Genomic DNA, 22,720 nt, shown 5'->3' on the forward strand with positions numbered 1-22,720 from the left:
TTAGCAGCATATAATAAGTCCTAAAATACAGATCTTAATAAGCCTCGAAGCCTTTATTGACTTCGAGGCTTTAATTAAGCTATCACCGAAATCATCGCAAGCATTCCTAAATTTGTTATGTATGTCCTACCTTCTTCAATGTTCCAGTATTTCTCATCCACTGATTTTATGTTGAGAAATTCTCCATAGTTTAATGGTGATGTAGGTCCATCTGCAACAAATGGAACAATATATTTTCCTGTGACATCATCTTTGTAAACACAAATACCTGCTTCATCAGGATCATTAATATTGATAGTCCTGCTAAATGCAATTAATTCATCAATGCTTGAGGCTTCCGCCTCGAAGAAATACTCTTTGTCCTCGGCTTCTTCATTTTTTAATATCTCAACGTCGTACTCTATAATCAATTTATATTACCTCTATTCAAAAAATCAGCCTTGTTATAGTAGCACGACTTTTAAAATGACTCTACAAGCAAGTTTTCCAGTCTGTCTTATATGTAACCAAGTATAAAAACTATAGATAAAAGCCTAACCCCATTTTAGGATCAGCATTCCAAGCCATTTCGCTTGCCTGAATCACAAGAATCTCATGCTGTCTCCCATTTCTTCAAATGTCATATTTACACACCTTCTTATTTTCTTCCACTCTAAATAGTAGAGCCTCCACCAGCTTCTGTAGCTACCTCTTCTGTAGATTTTTTCCTGTTCAGCACTAGCAGTCTTTAATCAATCCTATTTCTTACTATACAAATATCCAGCCACTGCTGAAACACATGGCACGGTTCCGATGATTCCGATAGAACCTGCAATGGCTCTAATCAATTCTATAGCCACAAAATCTGTGTTGACAAGCTGTCTAAAGGAAACGCCATAGGAATAGATAAGCACCATCATGTTCAGGGCGCCGCCAACGTAGGCAAGCACTAGGGTATTTGCCATTGTGCCCATGGCATCTTTTCCGATGTTCATGCCGGCATCAAAAAGCTCTTTGAAGCCAAGCTTCTTGTTTGCCTCGTGAACCTCGCTGATGGCTGAAGCAATAGACATTGCAATATCCATTACTGCACCCATTGCTGCAATAAGAATGCCGCTTATGTACAAACCTCTAAGCTGAATTGGATTGGTAGATTTTACAAGTAAAAGTGCCTCGGCCTCATCCATCTGGAATGTGGTAACACCGCCTGCCTTGGCAGCAAGCTCACCAAGCAATGCTGCTATGAGAACACCTGCAAGAGAGCCAAATGCTGCTGCAATTGTCTTCTTCTGTACACCGCCAATAAGCAAGAAACACAAAGCTGATGTAACGAACACTATAACTATTGTAAGTGGAATAGGCGATACTCCCTTTAATGTAAGTGGAAGCAATACAAAAATAATTGCAACCACTGTATATGCAAGTCCTGCGAAAGCTTTTAAGCCCTGCTTACCACCTAGTAAAACAAGCACTGCGAAGAACACAACAATAAGTCCTATAAAAAGAGGAATTCTGTTGTAGTTGTAAATGCTCACCTCATATTTACCTGCATCAGTAGTATCTATTCTGACACTGACCTTATCGCCCTTTGACACATCAACATTATAGAGGGCACTGAAGTAGTTCGTCACATGACAAACATCTCCCTTATAACGGCCAGTGAGAAGCTCTACCTCAAGCTCTGCACTTCCCTTTTTTACATTTTCAATTTCTTTATCAATCGATGTATTATCCTCTATTACAGAAAGAACTCTAGCAGTCTCATATTCGACGCCAGAGCTCTCTGTGATAGTGTATTTTGGCCTGTCAGTGTTGGCATAAATAATCACACCAACACTGAGGGCTATAAATACAAGGACTGATACTATTTTTATTATCAGTTCTTTTTTCATTTTCTAAAAAATTACCATCCAAAAAACTTTCCTAAGAAGCTCTTAATTGCGCTAACCACCTGCTTAACAACTGGGTTTTCAACAATCTTCTTAACAACTGGATTCTTGGCAGCTACCTTCTGAACTGTCTTCTCAACAGTCTCAACAACATTCTTAACTACCTTTCCAACCTGCTTGATTGTTTCCTTAACAGGATCTGGCTTAACCTCTGGTTCAGGCTCCTTAACAAGAACAATATCATCGCAATTGCGAACTCTGAATACAGGTACTGATTCCTCTGAATCTCCCTCTGGATGCATGTAAAGAACACCAGCTGCAGAAACTGTAGCGCCTTCCTTTACAAAGCTTGCAATCTCATTCTTGCCTGTTGTTGCTGAGTAGATGTAACCATCGATAAAGATAGCAGCCTCTACGCCAGTAGAATCCTTGAGCCAGAACTCTTCGATTGTCTTTCCATCAGAACCGTAAGCAACTCTTGTTACCTTACCTGTTGTCTTAAGAAGTGAACCACCAAGAGCATCATAATCCATTGCTGTCTTTGTGTCTACTTCCTTTGGAGCATAAACATGTGGCTCAGCATCAAGAATCTTTGATGAAATAACCTTAAGCTCCTTATCTCCCTGATACTGTGAAACGTATCCAACGATGCGCATCTTTGTACCTATTGCAAGACCTGGTGTTGCGTATGGGAAGATATCGATACCAGCTGTCTCATCCTGAAGATAAATTGTATCGAAGAAGGTTGTGTACTCGTTGTCTGTACCAGATGTTACATAACCTTCAACTGCGAATACTTCGTTCATCTTACCTGCACGAGCCTGTGCGATAGTAGATGTTGGAAGCTCTACTGTAACACCCTCAAGGATGTTATTGATGATTGTGTGGTTTGTATATGGAAGAGAATCGTTGTTGTCCATCTCTGCCTTTACTTCGAAGTCTGAAATGAATACTCCACCAGCTACGAAGATGTCACCACCAGCCTTTGTGTGCTGTGTAGCAAGGAATGTAACATCGCCAAGGTTATCGTTCTTTGCACCCTTAACACCGTTATCAAGTGTGCCTGGCTGAGGATTTCCTGAAGCATCCTTGCAATCTACTGAGTAAGTAGTATCAAAGCCCTTTACAAGCCACTGTGCCTCGTCTACAAAATCTGTAGCCTTAGCGTTTGAAATATCTACTGAGCAGCCTGAGTACTGGCTGTACTTCTGACCATCTCTTAATCCAGCAAAGAGTGCTGAATCTGTGTTGTAAGTAGTTGGGTACATTCTGTATACCTGACCACCGTTGTTTGTATCATCACAAACCTCATCAGAACCCATGCGGATTGTAGAACCGATAGCTTCAAGAAGCTTGTTCTGCTCTGTAGCTGTCTGGCCGTCAGTTGTATCAGAGTAGTCAGCAAGACCACAAACGATTACTGAACCACCATTTGCTACATAATTCTTAACTGTAGTGATGAACTCATCACTGAAGTGTGAAACTGTGTAATCACCAGCATTTGCTGTACCAGACTTCTTAGCTGGAGCAGATACTACAAGTAATGAGCACTTCTCAAGCATCTCTGGTGTAATTTCTGTTGTAACAACCTGAGCGCGGATATTCTTCTTTGCACAAATTGAAACGAATGCTGACATGTTGCCGCCATAGTAGCCAGTAACATAGTCATTGTAATGTGTACCATCGATGAGAACGTCTGTAACCATCTCTGGAACTGCATAGCTAAGCTGAAGCTTATCTGTGTAAACCTTTGGTACTCCGTTAAGTGTTGCGTTAACAATCACCTCGTAAGTAACCTGGCCAGCCTCGTTATATACGAAGTCTGTCTTGAAGGTTGCTGTGCCCTGTGACTTAACTGATGTGATACCAGCCTCTGCACCTGAAAGGTTTACAACCTCTGTTTCCTTATTATCAACGTCCTTGATAACAACCTGGATGTTGTCGATTGTAAGATCTGTCTGCTCGTTGTTGTAGAAATCAACATTTACATCAAGGCTCTCTCCCTTAACTGGAAGAACTGTGTTTGTATAAGTCTTGTTGATACCGCAAGCCTCAACCTCACCTACCCATACAGGAGCTGTAACAGCGATATCGCCATCATCCTCTGTAATCTTTAAGTAGTAGTAAGAGTAGTTTGCAGGTACCTCAAATGTAACTGTCTTTTCGTTAGTAGCTACATTCTCCATAGCGATTGACTGACCACCGTTAACGATAACCTCAACACGGCCAATCTTTGAATCTGTAGGATCCTTGATTTCCGCCTTAAGCTGAACTGTGTCGCCTACAGCATCCTTCTCAAGGATTGTACCCATGATGTAATTATCAAGTGTGTAGTATACGCTAAGGTCGTTATCCTCTGTTGCGTATATACGATAATTTCTCATTGCATCATAGATAGCATTTTCATCGTTTGTATCAGCAAGCATTACTGTACGTGCTGTGTTTGCATCGCCCCACTTACCCTTGTGGTTATCCTGGTTGTTAGTAGGAGCTACATGCCATCCCTTATCAAGAGCACGAGTGTAGTACTCGTATGATGGGAAGTAACCTGAAGAACCGATTGTTCCTTCACCGTTACCAACCTCAATCATTGTGATTAACGCATCGTTCTCTTCTGAGTAGTATGCGAAATCCTGGAAATCACCGAAGGTTGTACCTGGGTGATTGAACTGGCTGATAGAATCAGGAACTGATCTAAGAGCCTCATAGTAATTCTGTAAAGCTGTAGCATATGTTGAATATGCTGTCTGTGTACGGCTCTGGAAGCCTGGTGTGTTGTAAGTATTGATATGACCAAGACCATTTGACCAAGTCATCTCATAACCGTAAGCACATGTAAACTTATCTGTTGAATACTTCTTTACAAGATTGTGAGCGTATGTCCACTCATCATTTTCAGACTTATCAACGTTCTCAGTAATCTTTGACTCCTTCTCGTTGTCGATTGAGTTACTGTGATCCGTAATTACGATATAGTCAAGATTATCTACCTTAGATGCATGCTGTAAAGCTTCCTCAAGTGTACCAGCACCATCAGAAATGCTTGTATGTGCATGAACCTGACCAAAGTAGATGTTGTACTTCTCGTTAAGCTTCTTTGTGAACTTAAGAGTAGAAACAGCGCTATCCTTGTAGCAATCCTTTGTTGCCTTTACCTGAATCTGAGCTGGGAGCTCCTTGAGCTCGAATGGTGCTGTGTACTCAATCCAATCGTCATGCTCATCCTCAGCAACTGGCTCTTCTGTTGACTCTTCTTCAGAAGTCTTAACCTCGTCAGTAGACTCAGCATCATCCTTTACTTCTTCATATCTATAGAAGATCTTCGCGCCTTCTGTCTTTGTCTTGAGAGTAATTCTCTGACCTTCAAATACAGCGCCGCCGTTTGGAGCTGCCTTAACTGGAGCGACCTGTGCCTGTGTATACTGATAATTTACAGTGATTGACTTTGCAAGGCCTTCCTTTGTAGCATAAGCACGAATTGTAGCTGGAAGCTCTGTGAAGCTTACCTTCTCTGCTGAATCGTACTTAACAAACTCTCCACCATTTACTGAGTAGTAGATGTCTGCTCCCTCAGTCTTTGATGAAAGAGAAACCTTCTGGTCTGATGGAATTTCGCCTGCTGCTGGACTTGCAACAACATAGCTTGTCATATCATCGCTAACGATTGGGTTACCCTTTACGTCAACGCCATCAATACGGATAACACCACCCTTTGCTGGAGCCTTGTCACCCTTAGCTGACTTATCACCAACTGGAACAAGTCTTACATAAAGCTTCTCAGCGTTTGCTGCTGCATTTGGAATATCGAAGCTGAATGTTACATAGTATGTAGGAGCAAGAGATGTCTTTGCAATACCATCTGTGATATCGCCAGAGCCTGAAACCTCAAATGGCTCCTGAACAGCCTTGCCGTTCTCATCTACCTTATCTTCAGATGCCTTGTAAGCTGTGTACTTGAATGAGTAAGTACCAGTCTTAAGATTTTTGAATGTCTCGCCATCTGTAGAATACTGAAGCTGGAATTCACCTGCTGCAGTGTTTGAAGCTCTCATTCTGAAATCAATTGACATGTTGCCGTAGCCAAGTGATGGGAATGCGAACTGCATGTAATCAGTGTCTTTGTTGATGACACCTGTTGAGCCCATGTAGTAGTTTGTAGAGCCTGTGTTGCTGCTCTTTGCAGATGTCCATGGCTGTGAAACACTTCCATTTACAACTGCTGTGTACTTAGCAGATGAATCGAGCATATCGTTAGTAGCATATAAGTCACCGTTGATATACTCTTTTGTAGTCTCTACTTCGTCATAGTGTGCGTTACCTGCCCACTGAGCAACAGTAAGACGTGTATCATCAAATTCATAGTTAACTGTCTTCTCACCTTCTGCAAGTGCATAGAAGCTGAACTCATATGCTGCAGACTCCTTGAAGCCGTAAAGTGAGAATCCGCTGTAATACTCAAGTGCCTGAACGTATGAACCAGACTTAGCGAAAGCGTTCTTTAAATAGTACTTACCTTCTGCGCTAGCTGCTTCTTCTGTCCAAAGACTGTTGTCAGTCTTCTCATCAGCAAGGATAAGATTTGCATAGGTCTTCTTCTTGCCGTCTACTTCTTTTTCCTCAACTGTTCCTGTGAGGTACTTTCCATCAGCTGTCTTGAATGAGTAATATCCATTGTCATCACGAGCAACTGAAAGAACTGCTGCATTTAAATCCTTTGTCTCAAGTGTGCCATCCTCAGCTGGCTCTGCTGCGACATCCTTAAGCTTTCCATTTGTAGTAGCCTCAGATGTCATAAGCTTCTTGCCTGCTGGATAGTAAACAACTACCTGATCTCCATCGTAAAGCTCTCTTGTGAGAAGCTTTCCAACAGTGTTATCTGTAGGAGCATCTACCTTCTCAAGCTCAGGGACTGTGTAAGCTGAGAATGTGTAATTGTCCTTCTTTCCACCAGCTGTGTAGCTGTATGTTGTAAATCCTGAGTAGAACTCAAGGTATTGTGCCTTATTCTTGAATACCGCATTTACGTTTTTAACTAAGAATGCGCCATCCTCCTCTGGCTCAATTGACCAAAGGCTGTAGTCGTTCTTCTCAGCTGCAAATGTAAGGCTGTTACCTGTCTCTCCTGAAGTAAGGTACTTTGTTGTAAGTACGTTGTCTTCAAGAATATCTGATGTGATGTAGAACTCTCCATCCTTCTCAGCCTTAACAAGCTTAAGGGAAGCAATAGGAGCCTGATCCTCTGTGTATGTGAGATGATTATCATCATTTACCTTAACATCAACACCAGCAAGCTTCTTGCCGCTGGCTTCTGTAGCAAGAACTTTTTCATTATTAAATGAAAGAACAAATTCCTGGTCAGCATCAAGCTTTGTGATATCTGTAATCTTAGAACCAGCTATAAGCTTGTAATTGAATGAAACTATCTCGCTCTTTGTCTCATCAACAACTGAGTAAGCATAGATTGTAGTGTCTTTTGTGATAGCGACAGCTTCCTTGTATGGGCTGTAGTTATCCTCGCTGCCATTTACGTTGTAGTAAATCTTAGCATCCTCTGTAGCGCATGTAAGCTCTATCTGAGCACCAAACTCAACCTCTGTGCCGCTTTCAACAGAAGCCTGTGGAGCTGCGACCTTACCCTCATCTGCAACCTTGCTTGTGAGCTTATAAAAACCAAGTGTCTGGTTTTTAATATTGCCAGTAACATTTGTGTATGCTCTCCAGTCTTTCTTATCTAAATAAACCCCTAAGAAACGAGTAGCATCCTTTGAATCCTTTGCTGAAAGATATCCGTTGTCATCAAGCTGCCACTGAGCGCCCACCTGATCCTTTGGCATCTTGTCAACTCTAACGCCGCTGTTAGATGCGTTAGTGTAAAGATATGAAGAACCATTTGTGATTGTGTAGAAGGTTCTTGTAATCTTTTCCTCCGACTCTGTCTTAACATCGTCATCCTTTGCATCAGAATCCTTCTTGTCAGATTCTTCAGCTGTCTCAGCTGCTTCCTCTGCAGAAACTTCCTTATTATCTTCTACAACAGCTTTCTTTTCTGTTGTCTTTTCAGAAACCTCTTCTGTAGCAGGCTTTTCCTCTGAAGCTTCTGTAGCCTCAACTACAGTCTTTTCTTCTGTAGTCTCAGAAACCTCTTCTGTCTTCTCTTCAGAAGCTTTTTCTTCAGAAGCGATGGTGCCTGCTTCCTCTGTCACTGTTTTTTCCTCAACAGTAGTCACCTCTGCCTCTGTGTTATTTTCAGCATTAGTAACAACTGTTTCTTCAACAGTGTTCTTTGTAATTGTCCATGCATAATCTGCATCCTTGCCTTCTTCGATAGTCAAAGAACTACCATCAACTGTTCCAAGAACAGCGGCAGGGCCAGCTTTTGTAGCAGATGCATTTGGCAATACGTAGGTTGTGCCATCGGATGTTGTCATTGTGATGGCAATAGAATCACTAGATGTGATGTCGGATAGACTTACTTTAGTCCAGACATGGTTAGACTCTTCGGCATTAGAAACGAAAGAAACATCAGTATATGCCAGTGAAAGAATCATCAAAAGCGAAAGAACTAAAGAGAGCCCTCTGCGAGCCAATTTTTTCATTACCTATCCTCTCCTCCTTTATTATTTTAGACAAAAAACGCGTCAAAAAAGACGATTCACGCCCCAATCATCCACTATGTACCTAAATGATTTGGTATGTAAATCGCTTTTCCTAAATCGTTATGTCGTGTAATGCTATATTACCATTATTTTGATTGAATTTTCAATAAAAACTTTAGCCCTTTATTAGAATAAATGCTATGATATACCCATAATAAAAACGAGGTTTAAATTATGCGAAAAAAAGAACTAGCATTAATTGTTATCGAAAGATTGAAAAAGGAATATCCATATAGCGACTGCACCTTGGATTATGATGATGCATGGAAGCTTTTAGTATCAGTTCGCCTGGCTGCTCAGTGCACCGATGCAAGAGTTAATGAGATTGTTCCTTTATTATATGAAAAGTTTCCTACCATCTCTGCTATTGCAGATGCCGATGTTGCAGATGTGGAGGCTATCGTGCGCCCCTGTGGACTTGGCAAGTCAAAGGCTAAGGACATTGTTGCCTGCATGAAGATGCTTAGAGATGTTTATGATTGCAGAGTGCCTGATACCATGGAAGATTTGCTTAAGCTCCCTGGCGTAGGCCGCAAATCTGCAAATCTTATACTTGGGGATGTGTATGGAAAACCTGCTATAGTTACTGATACTCATGCGATTAGATTGTCAAATCGCATTGGATTAGTTGACGGAATCAAGGAGCCAACTAAAGTGGAAATGGCCCTACGAAAAATCATTCCACCAGAGGAAGGCAATGAATTATGTCATCGACTCGTAGATCATGGCCGAGCTGTGTGTACGGCCAGAACTGCACCTTATTGTGACAAGTGCTGTTTGGAGGATGTGTGTAAGAAGAGAATCTAGTTTATAACATATAAATGGAGCAACCTTTCGGTTGCTCCTGTTTGTTTCTATTCTGCTTCTGAATCGTCATTGTTGTTGGCGTCATTTGTGATTATACCATCTTGTTCCCCAAACAAAAAATCTCTCAATTCTGTCATTCCGTTAGTAAATGAATCTACCGAGTATAGGTTTACTACTATAATTTTACCAACAGTATCCCCTACTTCCTCTTTTTGTAGAACACATTTTTTATCCATATAGCTATCGTAAACAAAAATTACAAATGCTAAACGATAAATTTTTTCATTGAAGGCTCCCCGTAAGTGCATTTTGAATTGATTTTTTAAACTTTTTAGGTTGCCCTCCAAATAACTATTGGATCTATAATATTTTACATCAAAAGCCCTGCTTCCTTGTTCATCAGCATAATCAGCTATACAATACTTTAATCCATATTCATCAAGATATAATTCCTTTTCACTCACTAATTCATTGTGCGGTACAACATTTAAATACCAGCTTTTCATCAGTATCCCTGCAAAAAATTCTATTGATAGATTTGATAAAGAAAAACATTTTACAAGCAATCGATATGCATTAGATTCTTCCTTATATTTATCTTCCTTAGAAATAGGTAAATATGACATGACCTCAGCACAAAAGTCACTTATTGTTTTACCCAGATTTCCTGCGAAAAGTACTATTAACCTATATAATTCATTAAGCTGCCTTTTTTCTTTGTTTTTTAATGCAAATCCATATTTTTCAAAAACAGATATTATTTGCTGTAAGTCATTTTCTAAAGATGTTTCGATTAATGAACTGTTCCCCATCATATAATCAGTAGCTGGTAATTCTGTTTTACCGGATGCTGACATATCTGAGGAAATTGGTGTGATAGGAGTGATAGGTCCATCCGGTCCTTTAGGTTCATTTGTTTCATTAGATTCCTCCGAACCCCCTAGATTATTCACCATTGTCTCGATTATTTCTTGTCTATCGGCTTCTGAAAGCATCCTACAAATAATATTTGCATCTTGCTTAGGTAAAAATGCGTCAAGTTCCTCACGCATATCTTCCACTGATATAGTTGTTATAGTCTCATCGCGTTCATAATAATCAATAAAATAATAACCGTATTTTAATGAAATATCCTGATATAGATTTTCTGAATCATCATATTTCTGGGCTAATGCATTTTCTAATTTTTCTATAGCATTGTAGTATTTTAGAAGCTCTTTATGATAATAATTATAATCAGATATATCTTCTTCGCATAAATACAGTTCTTTATATTTTCCCCTGGCTATATTTACAATACTGTTTACAAAAGCTCTTTTAATTCCTCTTGCCTCTATAGCTTTTATCTTTAGAAAGGTATCATATATAGTATTCTCATATATAATTTCCTCTTCTGGTATAGGATTCATCAATACATCAGCAATATCATTAAGCTCCGATAAATATGCCAGACGCATGTATAACTTATGATTATACAAATCGGCTCCAACAGAATTCATCTCCAATTGATTATGCTTTTCCTCGTTATTATCCTGCTGAGAGAGTAACCCAACCATCTCGAAATTCAAACCACCAACAAGTATCGAATTACTATACTTTGATAATAACAGCGGTTTTATATCGCATAAAATTTGATTTACGCTATCAGAATCTAACTTATCCAGTTCATCAATTACTAATACTACTCTTTTTCCAGCGTTATATAATTTTTCTAATTGTTCCAATAAACGATATTCTATTGTCTCATCATCATATAATGTTTCAAGTGTCCGATTGTACTCATTCTGTTTAAGAGAAACTTTTTCTTTATTAATTGTAAAATCTAATGTGAGATTAAGAGCCACGCTTATAATTCCCAAGATAAAAAAAGCTTGTAGTCTTCTATCCTCATCAGGAATACGAGTCAGTGCTAGTAATACTGCTAACTCAGCCCATTTTGATAAATCGGCCACTACGTTTAACGCACTCTCAAAGTTTATACTTTTCTTTTTCGAATTTTGAATTAGAATATTACTACTTTCCTTGACATCGTAGAAAGTAGATATATAAAGATTCTTTAGGCTATTATCCTCTTTATCGTCCTTATTTTTTCTAATAGCAAATATACGTTTTTTCTTGTCTTCTTCTTTCTCATTTCGGCCAACAGCCACATAAAGCTCTCGAATAATTTTACGTAAGAAATCTGCAAAGTTCTTATAATTTGAAGTATTAAACTTTACAACTACTATTTCTTTATCATCAATATGACAATCAGAAAATATGTAATCAACAAATACTGATTTTCCTGTTCCTCTGAAACCAGATACCAAGGCGCAAAATGGAATATCAGTATCAAGCATATTTAGTATTGCTTCCTTCTTGTTTATGAGTTCCTCATTAAACAATTCTGCTTCTGCTATTCCATCGACTTCATTATTTGCAATCTTTTTTATGAAATCGGTGTTTAGCAGCATACCAGCTCCTAAATCCTCAATATAATCCTTCTCCATTTTGTACTTCTCCCTTTAAACCAAATTAAATTGTACATCCGCTTTATATTCTACCACAAATAAAAAAGCTTGAGGTATTAATTCTCAAGCTTTTAGGAAAAAACAAATATAAATCATAGTGAATTCTACATAGATACTCTAATAAATCTTTTAAGGCTTCACCATCTTAATCATAGATTCAGCCTTATCTATAATTTCAACTGCGACACCACTTTCAAGTATCGATTCCTTACTTTCTCCTGCCACAAGACGAGCAAATACATCTGAAACTAGGTCTACACCTTTAGCTTCGCTCTCTTTTTTCATATCTTCAACTGCTTTACACATATCGTACTCACCGTCCTTACTCTTTCGTGGTAACTTTAATGATGCAAACTCTCTCATAAGTTCTGCTGTTTCTTGGTTAATGTGTGAGAATTCCGCATCAGACTGAATTAATCTAGTCATCTTAGTTTTATCATTTCTAGTATTAAGAAGCAAGAATAACTCTCTTAATTCTGTTTTGTAATCAGGGAATCCCTCAGCATCAATTATCGAAAACAGGTTAATATCATAATCATTAATATACTTTGCCAGTTCTGAATCTACTTCTATGAGCATTTCACTTAAAGAAGTAGGTGCATCCCAAGGCTTAGCTCCCCAATATAAAGTAACTGTGATAACAGGCATAAGTCTATCACTTTTTGTGAATCCTGAAAGAAAATCAATTGTCGAACATTTCCCCTCATTCCTATTATAATCAGCCATCTCTTCAACTTGTTTAAGGTATGCTAATGAATCATAAACCATATCTCTAACAGGCATTGCATAGTGAATGTCGGTCTGATTTTCAATTCCAAGCAACGCATAATAGCAATGCTCATTTCTCATAACAACTACTTTCTTAATAATATCCCTAATCTTCTGATTTGATTTCGTTTTACCATTAGATGCTGGAATAACAGAAAGCATTGAAGAATCTACTTCTTCAAGTGTGGACCAATCTATGACCTGCTTTCCTCCGTAGATAAAACCATTGAAGAAATCCGCAAATCTTCTAGGATTTCTCATGTACTTCTTTGTTGCAATATCTTTCCTTGCCATTTATATCTCTTTTCTAGTAGAACATATATAGTTGAGAAATATTAATAATCTCTCAATCTATATAATTACTATAGCACGCCATACTCGAACATACAATCTATTAATGTTCGATTTTTTGTTCTATTTTATATACATATCCACACATGCTCACTTTAAACACTTCACAAATCTGATATTTCTTGCATGAATCTAATATCCTCACATATAATTTTGTGCGTATTATTTTCATTAGAGGAGGTAATGTAAAATGAAACGTAAACTTATGTCACTAGTCCTTGGAACCGTTCTGACTGTCAGCGGACTGTTAATGAATGTTTCCATGGCAAACGCAGCAAGTGCCTGGAATGGCACACATGAAGGTATGGCTTTCGACTACCACGATAGCAATCAGTTTGAAATGTCTAGTTGGTCAAATGGGGGGATGTTCAACTGCACATGGTCACCAAACAATGTTGCTTTCCAGAACGGTCAAATGAAGCTTACCATCGACAGAAATGGTTCTGGCTACACTGGCGGTGAATACCGTACTAAGAAGTACTATGGATATGGTCTTTATCAGGTAAACATGAAGCCTATCAAAAACTCAGGCGTTGTATCTTCATTCTTCACCTACACTGGTGAAAGTGATGGAACAAAATGGGATGAGATTGATATCGAATTCCTTGGATATGACACAACAAAGGTTCAGTTTAACTACTATACTAATGGTCAGGGCAACCATGAATATCTTTACAATTTAGGTTTTGATGCATCTCAGAGCTTCCATACATATGGCTTTGACTGGAATCAGGGTAGCATCACCTGGTATGTAGATGGTAAGGCTGTTTATACTGCAACATCCAATATCCCAGATACTCCTGGAAAAATTATGATGAATGTATGGCCTGGAACTGGTGTTGACAACTGGCTCAGACCTTATGATGGAAGAACTGGAATCAGCGCTTATTACGACTGGGCTTCATGGGATGCTCACGATAATAGCTCTAGCAACTCAGGCTATGGAAATTCTGGCAATAATGGTGGTTCACAGGCTCAGCCTGCTCCATCTTGGCAGCCATCTCAGCCTGCTCCATCTCAGTCTTCTAGTGCAATGTTTGATAGCTCAAAAGCATATAAAATAATTAACTACGGAAGTTCTCAGTCACTTGATGTTCAGGGAAATCGCCGTGACAACGGTACTAATATTCTTCAGTATCCATTCAGAGGAAATGCAAATCAGAAGTGGTACTTCCAGAAGGAAGGAGATTATTATGTAATCAAGTCTGCTTCTACTGGAAAAGCTCTTACTGTTCAGGATTCTGCAAACTGGGATGGTGCAAATGTACATCAGTGGGACTACTACGGCAGCAACAGCCAAAAGTGGGAAATCTATCCTTCAGCAAACAATACATACAAAATCATCAACCACAACAGCGGCAAGTGCCTAAACATTTCTTATGGCAGCAACGATGCCAATGCAAATGTAGAGCAGTATAAAGACTGCGGCAGCAATTACGAGATGTGGTGGATTGATGTAGCAAATTAGGATTTCACAAAAACAGGAGCAACCTTGCGGTTGCTCCTTATTTTATCTAGGCTTACCTAAAAATCTCTTAATTTGTCTTCTTTAATGGAATCCAGATGTAGCTTACAGTATCCTCTGGTTTTTCTGCAGGTGGGCAATACACCTCAAGTGAATAATTGCCTGCCAGCTCATATCCCTTAAGAGTTGGAAGCCATTCAGACCAAATCTGAGTATTCACACTCTGCAAGCTTTCTGGAAGCTTCCCAACACACTTAAACTCTGCCCAAAGACCTGCCGGAATAACTGTAGTAGCGCATCCTTCTGGAACGTCATGCCATGGCTTGTACTCGTCAGCAATCCAATAATCAAAGTCCTTGCCATCCATATCAAGGCAAATTCCGAATCTGCCCTTAAGTCCCTTTGTATCTACCATCCACTCATCCCAAAACTTTGGGATCTCCTGATAGCTTGAATCTGAGTTAAATCCGCGCTTAACTCCCATAACTGTAAACTGTGCCTTTTCAACAATTCGATAATCTAACATTTTACCGCCCTCCAAAGATATTTTTATATGCAATGGAGCAAATGATTTGAGAGGTGCTCCTGGCTCCCTGGCCTTCGATGGAGCAATTCCATGAAAGCGTTGGAATGCTTTTGCAAAACTGTCCGGTGAATCATAACCATATTTCAAAGCCACATCAATTACCTTTGCATCAGTGCTTGATAGCTCCTGCGCTGCTAAGGTCATTCGTCTGGCTCTGACATACTCACCAACTGACATTCCACACATTGCACCAAAGATTCTCTGATAGTAGAAAGATGACAATGCAGCAACTCCAGCGATATCTTCAATCTCCAAAGGACTGGCCAGATTCTCCTCTATGAAATTGATTGATTTCTGAAATTCTTCCACCCAACTTTGCACTATTCATTACCTCTCTTTGTTTCTCTCACATTGCTCCTTTAGTATAGTCTCGGGTGGTTTTCTGTTCCCGACATTATGTGCGCACCTGTGACGGGTCTGTTATTTTGCGATAAACTCCATTTCCTTTCCAATGACAATTGCTTTGGAATCGTGACCATGGCCTATCTCTTTTGTCATGGCCACTGGAAGAGTATCACTTATATGCATTTTCAAAAGATCATAAACTGAGTATTCAAGATTTTCCTTCTCATAGCTGGTAAAGGTACCAAGCAATACTCCAGCTAACTGCTCAAAAACTCCTATCTGCTCCAACTGATTGAACAAAGTAGCTATCTGTCCTGAACCTCCGCCATAGGCTTCCAATAATAGGATTTTTCCTTTTAGGTCAGGCCAGTATTTTGTTCCTGCAAGCTTTGTGAAACATCTGATATTTCCACCTACAACTACACCTTTCATTTGGGTGCCTTGGAGGAATTTGTATTGGAGGTTGAATAGTTCTTCTGTAGTTCCAGCCAGATAATTCCTGAATCTCTCCTGCTGAAATTCTGCCTCAGAATATACCATGTTCTTTACTTGATAGAGGACAGATGACTTTCCTGTCATGGTATAGATTGCATTGATTACTGTTGTCAAATCACTGTAGCCCCAAAAGGTCTTATTGGAATTTGCTATAATATCAAAATCAAGATACTTCAAAACTCCATTAGCCAAATCACCACCTGATATATCATAAATAGCATCTATAGAATCATCCTTATAAAAGCTCATCAGGTCTGAGGCTCTCTCCTCATCTGTGCCGCTGAACTCATCTTTAGTAGCCACTATGTGCTCTGCAAGTGCAGTCTGCACTCCCATGTCATTCAGTACCTGCACCAGCTCATCCACCTGTGGTGTCCATTCTTTATTATGCCCATTCGAGCAGGCTGCTAGTCCAACTTCCATATTTTTCTCCTCCACGGTGTTTACGGAATTTTCTTGATTACTGTTTCATTTTATGTAGTTGAAAAAATTATAATTACCAATTTACGGAAAGGACAGCTATAACACTTACTTTTTACGTAGTTCATTCTTAATAATAGGCTACTAAAGCATATACTAAGTCTATAAATTACGGAAAATCTCACTATGAACAAACCATTTTCCGTAAGTATCCTAACTTTCAATAACAAATTTAAATATTTGCTACGTAAAATATGAAGCCTATCAATAATATTTCCGTAAAAGAGTTAAATCTACCAATTTGCCCTACGTAAAAAAACTTCAACTCAATGATTTTTTCCGTAATCACTCAACAATCAAATGATTCTTTCAATAGATTGTCTTTTATTTCAAAACAAACTCTATCTCATCTAATTTGTCTGTGATTTGATTTACATTGCCTGATGGAACAAAACCATTTCTTCTATACAGTCTCTCTGCACCATCATTGTTTTCTAGAATCCACAAGGTTGGAGCAAGCCCCTTCTTTTGAATCTTAGAAATAACATAATACAAAAGCTGACTTCCATAGCCTTTATTCTGTAACTCAGGTAAAACGTATAGGTCTTCTATCAGACTTCCTGTCACTGAAACAACAGCCACCGGTTCATCATCCATCAGCATATAAAACTCACTGCCATCAGCTATCTTCTTTACTATATATTCTTTCTGATGCTTAACATCATGCATTGCAATAAACTCTTCAGTACAAAAACTGCGGTGCGATTTCTGCCAAGAAATAGAATGGATTCTGGCAGCAGCTTCCACATTGTCCTCATTTACTTCAGTCACTATATATTTTGTAGTATCAACCACCGAGAAATCCTCCCTACAAATTTCTAAACACCAGCACAGCGCCAGATATAGCCAAAAGAATAATTACAAGTTTCTTTACCACTTTTTCATCTAACACTTCTGAGCTTTTCATTCCTGCGAACAAGCCTATAAGCATCACTGGAAGCAACATAGCAGACTGTCGTAAAGACTCTAAAGTAATTACTCCAACCAGACTGTAGACAACAATTCTAAATATATTCTCTACTATAAAAACTGCGCTGATATTTGCCTTAAATTCGGTGCTTGATTCTGTAACTCTTCCCACATAGGCAGCAAGTAACGCACCTATTCCAAACAATCCACACAGCAGGCCTGATAACAACCCAATTATCCCCAATAAAAGTTTAGATTTTCTGGCTTTTATCAGCTGATACTCGCGAAGAAGCATTTCAACTGCAATCAGCACCACGACGATTCCAAAGAAAATCTTTAGAGCTCTAACATCTGCATTCTTCAAAAGAATTGCTCCTGGTATGCTTCCTGCTAAGACCAGCAATGCCAGTGGAATAAATACTCTTTTATTCAGCTGCTTTCGATTTTTAAAAACCAATATGAGATTAGATGGGAAGCCGAGTAATAGCTCCACTGGAGAAATATTTACATTGGCCTCGCCAAATCCCAGGATAGTTGTAAAAACTAACGTATTTGCGAATCCACAAAGACCTTTTATAAAGAATGCTACAAATGTAGCAAGTGCCCACAATATCAACTCAATTTCCCTTTTCTTCTAGCAAAACTAATATGTAAACCTAATCCTTTTTGTTATTATTAGGCAGCAAAACATCCTTTATCAAATATTTTGCTATGGCAACTACTGGAACAACAAAAATCATTCCGAAAATGCCAAACAAACCGCCGCCAACTATCATGGCTATAAGCATAAACACGCCAGAGATTCCAAAGCTGTCTCCAAACAACTTAGGCTTGATGAATAAGCCATCGATTATCTGAAGAACCACCGTAAAACCAAGGAACCACAGTGCCTGCTTAACATCAGAAATCGCCAGTACAACTCCACCAATTATAGCGCCCACAACTGGTCCGAAATTAGGCACAAGATTAGTGACTCCCATCAAAATGGAAATAGCAATCTTCCAAGGCATTTCCATAAAGTACATAAAAACGAAATTTGCTGCTCCGATAATGATGCCATCAATAATAGAGTACTTTAGATACTTAACTATGATTCCAATAATATTTTTTATATGAGTTAATAAATTTTCCATATCAATCTTCTACTTATCATCTGGTCCATGACCACTGTTTCCGTAAGGTTCAATTGCATCGATAACAGCCATATCCTCAGCGCTGAGTTCAAAATCAAATACCTTCGAATTTTCTACTATTCGTGACGGTGTAGTAGATTTTGGAAGTGGCACAATATCATGCTGCATTTCCCAGCGCAAGATTATCTGTGCTACTGTCTTACCATACTTAGCTGCCAGTTTTTCCAGCACAGTATGATTCAGCGATTTTCCTCTTCCAAGTGGACTCCAAGCCTCAACTAAAATGCCTTTGTTCTGACAATAGTCCACTGTTTCCTTTTGAAGGAATCCTGGATTGATTTCTATCTGATTTACCGCAGGCATTACTTCCATGTCAATGATAGTATCAAGATGATGTGTAAGGAAATTTGATACACCGATAGCTCTTACTCTGCCAGACTTATAGATTTCTGTCATTGCCTTCCAGGTAGCACGATTAGTGTTTTCCCAATCATCATCAAAAGCATATGAGGCAGGCCAATGAACAAGATACAAATCTAGATAATCTAATTCGATTTCCTCCATTGTCTTTTCAAAAGCTTTTAATGTCTTCTCATATCCAAGCTCTGTCTTCCAGGCTTTGCTGGTAACAAAGATATCTTCACGCTTAAGGTCATGAGAATTAATATAATCATTTATTGCCCTTCCCACAGGCTTCTCGTTCTCATAAAATGCAGCTGTATCGATATGTCGATAGCCTGCATCAAGAGCAGACTTCACTGAATTATATGCCTCATCCAAGTCTTTGATTTTGTAAGTTCCATAACCTAAGCAAGGAATGGATGTATTGTTATTAAGTTTAATTCTACTATCTAAACTATTCATAAAGACCCCCTTTTTTGCCAATAATAAGCTGATTATTAAACAATAAAATACTGCATTAGTTCATACTTAAGATTAGATCCTTCTTCAATATCTGCTGGAAGAAGTGCTCTGGCTACAAGCTTGAGCTCATCTGATTCAATATCGGTTCTTTTGAGATTTGCATAATCGCCGTCTATGCTTATAACTGTGTAGTACCATGTTTCCATTTCTTTTCTCCTTCAAGTGCTTCTAAAAGCATGACTTCTTGTGGGCTTATTCCTTAAGTAGCCTACAAGAAGTCATATTTTGTAATTTTTCGACCTAAGCACTATATTTCTTTCAGGAAATAGTTCTTCGCATATACGAAGTTCCAATTCCTGTCTGTGCTTAAAATGTTCCAACAAAGCCTCAGTTCCTTTCACCCCTTTTTCAAGTGCATATGGTGAATTATCAAAGTATCCTAACATCAGCGGAAACCACATTTCGTTGCCCTGATCATCAGATCTTTCTTTTCTTATTATATCAATATTTGATTTGATATCATCGGCCTGAAGATACACTATCTCATATGGCTTGTCAGCAAGAACTTCTTTTATCTGCTTGTAAAAATCGACAATCTCTTCATCGCTACATTTTTGAAAGAGAATCATATCCTCGATAATATTTTGGAAGATTGAGCATTCAAAGATATTATTATCTCCCTGCCAATTTTTAAATCGTCTCAAGACAATATCTCTAAATATTTCCGAGTCTAGATTTCCATTGTAAATCTCATACTTTTCAAGCTCCTTATGAAATCCGGGAATATCTGTAAGAATCTTTGTATAGCAGATAATCACATGGTCATCCTCTGCAAAAGATTTCTTTTCAATCTCATCACGGATATCTTTGTACTTTTCAAGAATCTGTTTATATGTTTCTCTATCAACATAAGCGCACCAAGCAAGCTCCACTGGAGAGTAATCTCCCTCGTGTATAGCTGTATAATTTGGATGCTTTTCTGAAAGTCTTTTTACAAGTGTGCTCTTACCACTTCCTTGCAACCCCTCTACAAAATAATTCACTAAAATCCCCCTTAATTATGTCTTTATATTTATCAATACTATAACATTAATCATTTACTCTGTTTACAATATAAATTCCAAGGCTTACAAGTACCAGAGCCACCAAATACTGAGCTGTAATTGTCTTCCACTCTGACAAAAGTATAGCTGAAAGCAATGCACCAAAAATCGGATTCGTAAATCCGTATATTGTAACCGACGATACTGGATTGTACTTTAACAGCACTCCCCAAATTGAATATGCTACAGATGAAATCAGCGCCATATAAATGATAAGTGGAATGCCTAGCAGGGATGTCATGTGAAGTCTACCACCTGCCAATAATCCTACCATCATCATAACAACGCCGCCAATTATGAACTGATAACCACTTAAGGTTACTGGATTTTCTTTGATGGAATACTCCTTGATAAGCACTGATGAAATGGCATATGAAACCGATGCCACAAGGATAAATCCCTCGCCATTGATTGCAAAGCCCTCACCTATGCTTCCACCAGCAAGGCTTACAATTATTACACCTACAGCTCCAAGCACGCAGCCTACCAACTTGTTGGTAGTTAATCGCTCCTGCTTTCTTACAAGAGAAGCTAGAAGGATTGCGAAAAAGGTGCTCATGCCATTGATAATAGATGATTTCACACCTGACGCGTGGGCCAATCCCATGTAGAAAAAGAAATACTGTAGAATGGTCTGGAACAAACTGAGTGTGCATACCATTCGCCATGATTCTTTCTTTGGATACAAAACCTTTTTCTGAAGAAGACTGCCAAAAATAATAGCAAGTATTCCCGCCAGGAAAAATCTAATTCCAGCAAAAAGAATCTGCGACATACTGTCGCTGGCATCTATCTCAAAAAGCCTGTAGCCTATTTTTATGCTTGGAAATGCACTGCCCCAAAGCAGGCAACATACAATTGCCAAGAAGCATACCACTATTTTATTTTTAAGTAGGTTCATATTTTCCATTTACTTCGTTTATACGATATAGTCGTCTACATCAAACTTTCTATCTTTGTAATAATAATCCCTGTCAGCTTCTGTGATTTTCCTCACTACCTTACAAGGATTTCCCACTGCAATAACATTATCTGGAAGATCTTTGTTTACGACACTTCCGCCTCCAATGACCACATTATTACCTATAGTCACTCCTGGCATAATGCAGGTATTACCACCAATCCACACATTATCTCCAATAGTAATATCTATGCCATACTCATAGCCTGAATTTCTAGAGTCAGGGTGAATAGGGTGCCCTGCGGTATAGATGGCAACGTTTGGAGCAATCTGCGCGTTGTCTCCAATCTTCACTTTTCCCACATCAAGAATCACCAGGTTATAATTGGCAAAGAAGTTCTCTCCAACCTCGATGTTGTAGCCATAATCACAGTGAAAAGGTGTCTCTATATTGATAGATTCGCCTGTCTTACCCAGAATTTTCTTTATAAGCTTATCCTTCTCCTCCTGCTTATCAGGCTCCAGGTTATTATACTTATATATCTTCTTTTTATTTTCCATGCGCTCTTCACTGAGTCCATCAAGCCATGCCTTATATGGAAGATTCGCAAGCATTCTTTCTTTTTGGTTCATATTATTTACCTCTGTTCATGAATAATACAGTGTTTCTGTTAGTTTTCTCAAAAACACTGTATGAATAATTTTTTGAAATCCATGTCATACAGTGTTTTTCATAAAAATTGAAATAACACTGTATAAGTCCTCATAATTGTATTAAACCACTGTTCAGATAGACAACACATTCTACTAATAGTGAATTACTCAAAGAAGCTTTACAGTTATTTTGGAAAAAATCCTAAAAACACTGTATGGTCTTTATTTTCAAATTCAAAACATACAGTGTTATTTCAAAAAATCTCAAAAAAACTGTAAGTTGACTGTATAGATCATAACAAGCCCTTAATTACCTGTTCATAATCCCCATCAATCAAGATTACTTTCTCCCCAGCGTTCTGATATCCCAAAATCACCTGTCTATTATCAGCTTTAATCCTTTCAGCTGTGCAATCACTATCATCCAGCCTGTTTTCTATATCAGAAGCATGTGATTTTATCTCAGCAAAATGAGAATCAATGTACTCCTCTGTCATGGCTAGGCATATAAATGCAATCTCCTGCAAATACTGCTCATCAAAATCCTTTCGCCAATCATAAGGAACATAACATCCTTCAATGATAAGATTCTGCTTGTTCTCTATAGCAGTCTTAATCATCTCCCTGACAATAGGCCATAGATATCCTACAAGCTGTTCATCATCATCTGGTGTTAGCTCTGTGTTCCCGCTTCTAATCAATCCCATTTTCAAATGGTCGATTGATACATAGGGATATTTATATTTTTCCAGCATCCTCTGTGCCAAGACAGTTTTCCCCACATGAGATGCACCTGTAATTATTGTAACCATAATTACCTCTGAT

Annotated in this window: 18 protein-coding genes; 2 read left to right on the plus strand and 16 right to left on the minus strand. The window is 38.6% G+C overall.

The features are described 5' to 3' along the window. Nucleotides 1–74: 74 nt before the first annotated feature. The 3 genes from BUA88_RS05665 to BUA88_RS05675 all read right to left on the minus strand — a co-directional run bounded on the left by BUA88_RS05665 (nucleotide 75) and on the right by BUA88_RS05675 (nucleotide 8,464). Complete coding sequence (locus BUA88_RS05665) at nucleotides 75–410, minus strand: hypothetical protein (protein ID WP_072913957.1); 336 nt, start codon at nucleotides 408–410, stop codon at nucleotides 75–77. Between the two features lie 327 nt (nucleotides 411–737). Continuing rightward, a complete protein-coding gene (locus BUA88_RS05670) occupies nucleotides 738–1,871 on the minus strand; it encodes a YibE/F family protein (protein WP_072913962.1) in 1,134 nt (377 codons plus the stop codon). Between the two features lie 11 nt (nucleotides 1,872–1,882). After that, entirely contained in the window at nucleotides 1,883–8,464 is a 6,582-nt protein-coding gene (locus tag BUA88_RS05675) for a CehA/McbA family metallohydrolase (protein WP_072913966.1), read from the minus strand. A 234-nt stretch (nucleotides 8,465–8,698) separates the two neighbouring features. On the opposite strand from BUA88_RS05675, the gene BUA88_RS05680 reads away from it, so the two are divergent. Beyond that, nucleotides 8,699–9,331 carry an endonuclease III domain-containing protein gene (locus BUA88_RS05680; protein WP_072913970.1) on the plus strand — a complete coding sequence of 211 codons (633 nt, stop codon included), beginning with the start codon at nucleotides 8,699–8,701 and terminating at the stop codon, nucleotides 9,329–9,331. Nucleotides 9,332–9,378: 47 nt separating this feature from the next. Here the strand turns inward: BUA88_RS05680 and BUA88_RS05685 are convergent, their stop codons facing one another. Both BUA88_RS05685 and BUA88_RS05690 read right to left on the minus strand, forming a co-directional pair. Then, complete coding sequence (locus BUA88_RS05685; protein WP_072913974.1) at nucleotides 9,379–11,820, minus strand: P-loop NTPase fold protein; 2,442 nt, start codon at nucleotides 11,818–11,820, stop codon at nucleotides 9,379–9,381. Nucleotides 11,821–11,970: 150 nt separating this feature from the next. Then, nucleotides 11,971–12,903: an Rpn family recombination-promoting nuclease/putative transposase gene (locus BUA88_RS05690; protein ID WP_072913979.1), complete on the minus strand. Its 933-nt coding sequence runs from the start codon at nucleotides 12,901–12,903 to the stop codon at nucleotides 11,971–11,973. 247 nt (nucleotides 12,904–13,150) lie between these two features. Between BUA88_RS05690 and bglS the strand changes: the two genes are divergently transcribed. After that, on the plus strand, nucleotides 13,151–14,428 hold the full coding sequence (gene bglS, locus BUA88_RS16605; RefSeq protein ID WP_083572411.1) for a beta-glucanase: 1,278 nt from the start codon (nucleotides 13,151–13,153) through the stop codon (nucleotides 14,426–14,428). Nucleotides 14,429–14,495: 67 nt separating this feature from the next. Here bglS and BUA88_RS05700 read toward each other — a convergent pair whose 3' ends face one another. The 11 genes from BUA88_RS05700 to BUA88_RS05750 form a co-directional block, all read right to left on the minus strand. Next, complete coding sequence (locus tag BUA88_RS05700) at nucleotides 14,496–15,332, minus strand: AraC family transcriptional regulator (RefSeq protein WP_072913982.1); 837 nt, start codon at nucleotides 15,330–15,332, stop codon at nucleotides 14,496–14,498. 99 nt (nucleotides 15,333–15,431) lie between these two features. Further along, nucleotides 15,432–16,274: an LD-carboxypeptidase gene (locus BUA88_RS05705; protein ID WP_072913985.1), complete on the minus strand. Its 843-nt coding sequence runs from the start codon at nucleotides 16,272–16,274 to the stop codon at nucleotides 15,432–15,434. A gap of 381 nt (nucleotides 16,275–16,655) precedes the next feature. Then, nucleotides 16,656–17,126 carry a GNAT family N-acetyltransferase gene (locus BUA88_RS05710; RefSeq protein WP_242939585.1) on the minus strand — a complete coding sequence of 157 codons (471 nt, stop codon included), beginning with the start codon at nucleotides 17,124–17,126 and terminating at the stop codon, nucleotides 16,656–16,658. A 13-nt stretch (nucleotides 17,127–17,139) separates the two neighbouring features. Then, nucleotides 17,140–17,856 (minus strand): sulfite exporter TauE/SafE family protein, encoded by a 717-nt coding sequence (locus tag BUA88_RS05715; protein ID WP_242939586.1) that lies wholly within the window; start codon nucleotides 17,854–17,856, stop codon nucleotides 17,140–17,142. Nucleotides 17,857–17,896: 40 nt separating this feature from the next. Then, complete coding sequence (locus BUA88_RS05720) at nucleotides 17,897–18,373, minus strand: AI-2E family transporter (RefSeq protein ID WP_072913991.1); 477 nt, start codon at nucleotides 18,371–18,373, stop codon at nucleotides 17,897–17,899. A 9-nt stretch (nucleotides 18,374–18,382) separates the two neighbouring features. After that, nucleotides 18,383–19,237, minus strand: a complete 855-nt coding sequence (locus tag BUA88_RS05725) for an aldo/keto reductase (RefSeq protein WP_072913993.1) — start codon at nucleotides 19,235–19,237, stop codon at nucleotides 18,383–18,385. Between the two features lie 35 nt (nucleotides 19,238–19,272). Continuing rightward, nucleotides 19,273–19,443 (minus strand): chorismate--pyruvate lyase, encoded by a 171-nt coding sequence (locus BUA88_RS05730; RefSeq protein ID WP_072913997.1) that lies wholly within the window; start codon nucleotides 19,441–19,443, stop codon nucleotides 19,273–19,275. Between the two features lie 72 nt (nucleotides 19,444–19,515). Further along, on the minus strand, nucleotides 19,516–20,280 hold the full coding sequence (locus tag BUA88_RS05735; protein ID WP_072914002.1) for a P-loop NTPase family protein: 765 nt from the start codon (nucleotides 20,278–20,280) through the stop codon (nucleotides 19,516–19,518). A gap of 46 nt (nucleotides 20,281–20,326) precedes the next feature. After that, nucleotides 20,327–21,241: a DMT family transporter gene (locus tag BUA88_RS05740; RefSeq protein ID WP_083572417.1), complete on the minus strand. Its 915-nt coding sequence runs from the start codon at nucleotides 21,239–21,241 to the stop codon at nucleotides 20,327–20,329. A gap of 18 nt (nucleotides 21,242–21,259) precedes the next feature. After that, a complete protein-coding gene (locus BUA88_RS05745) occupies nucleotides 21,260–21,874 on the minus strand; it encodes a sugar O-acetyltransferase (protein WP_072914009.1) in 615 nt (204 codons plus the stop codon). A 314-nt stretch (nucleotides 21,875–22,188) separates the two neighbouring features. Beyond that, complete coding sequence (locus BUA88_RS05750) at nucleotides 22,189–22,707, minus strand: ATP-binding protein (protein WP_072914013.1); 519 nt, start codon at nucleotides 22,705–22,707, stop codon at nucleotides 22,189–22,191. Nucleotides 22,708–22,720: the final 13 nt, after the last annotated feature.

It is taken from the genome of Pseudobutyrivibrio xylanivorans DSM 14809, from assembly GCF_900141825.1.
Lineage (GTDB): Bacteria > Bacillota > Clostridia > Lachnospirales > Lachnospiraceae > Pseudobutyrivibrio > Pseudobutyrivibrio xylanivorans.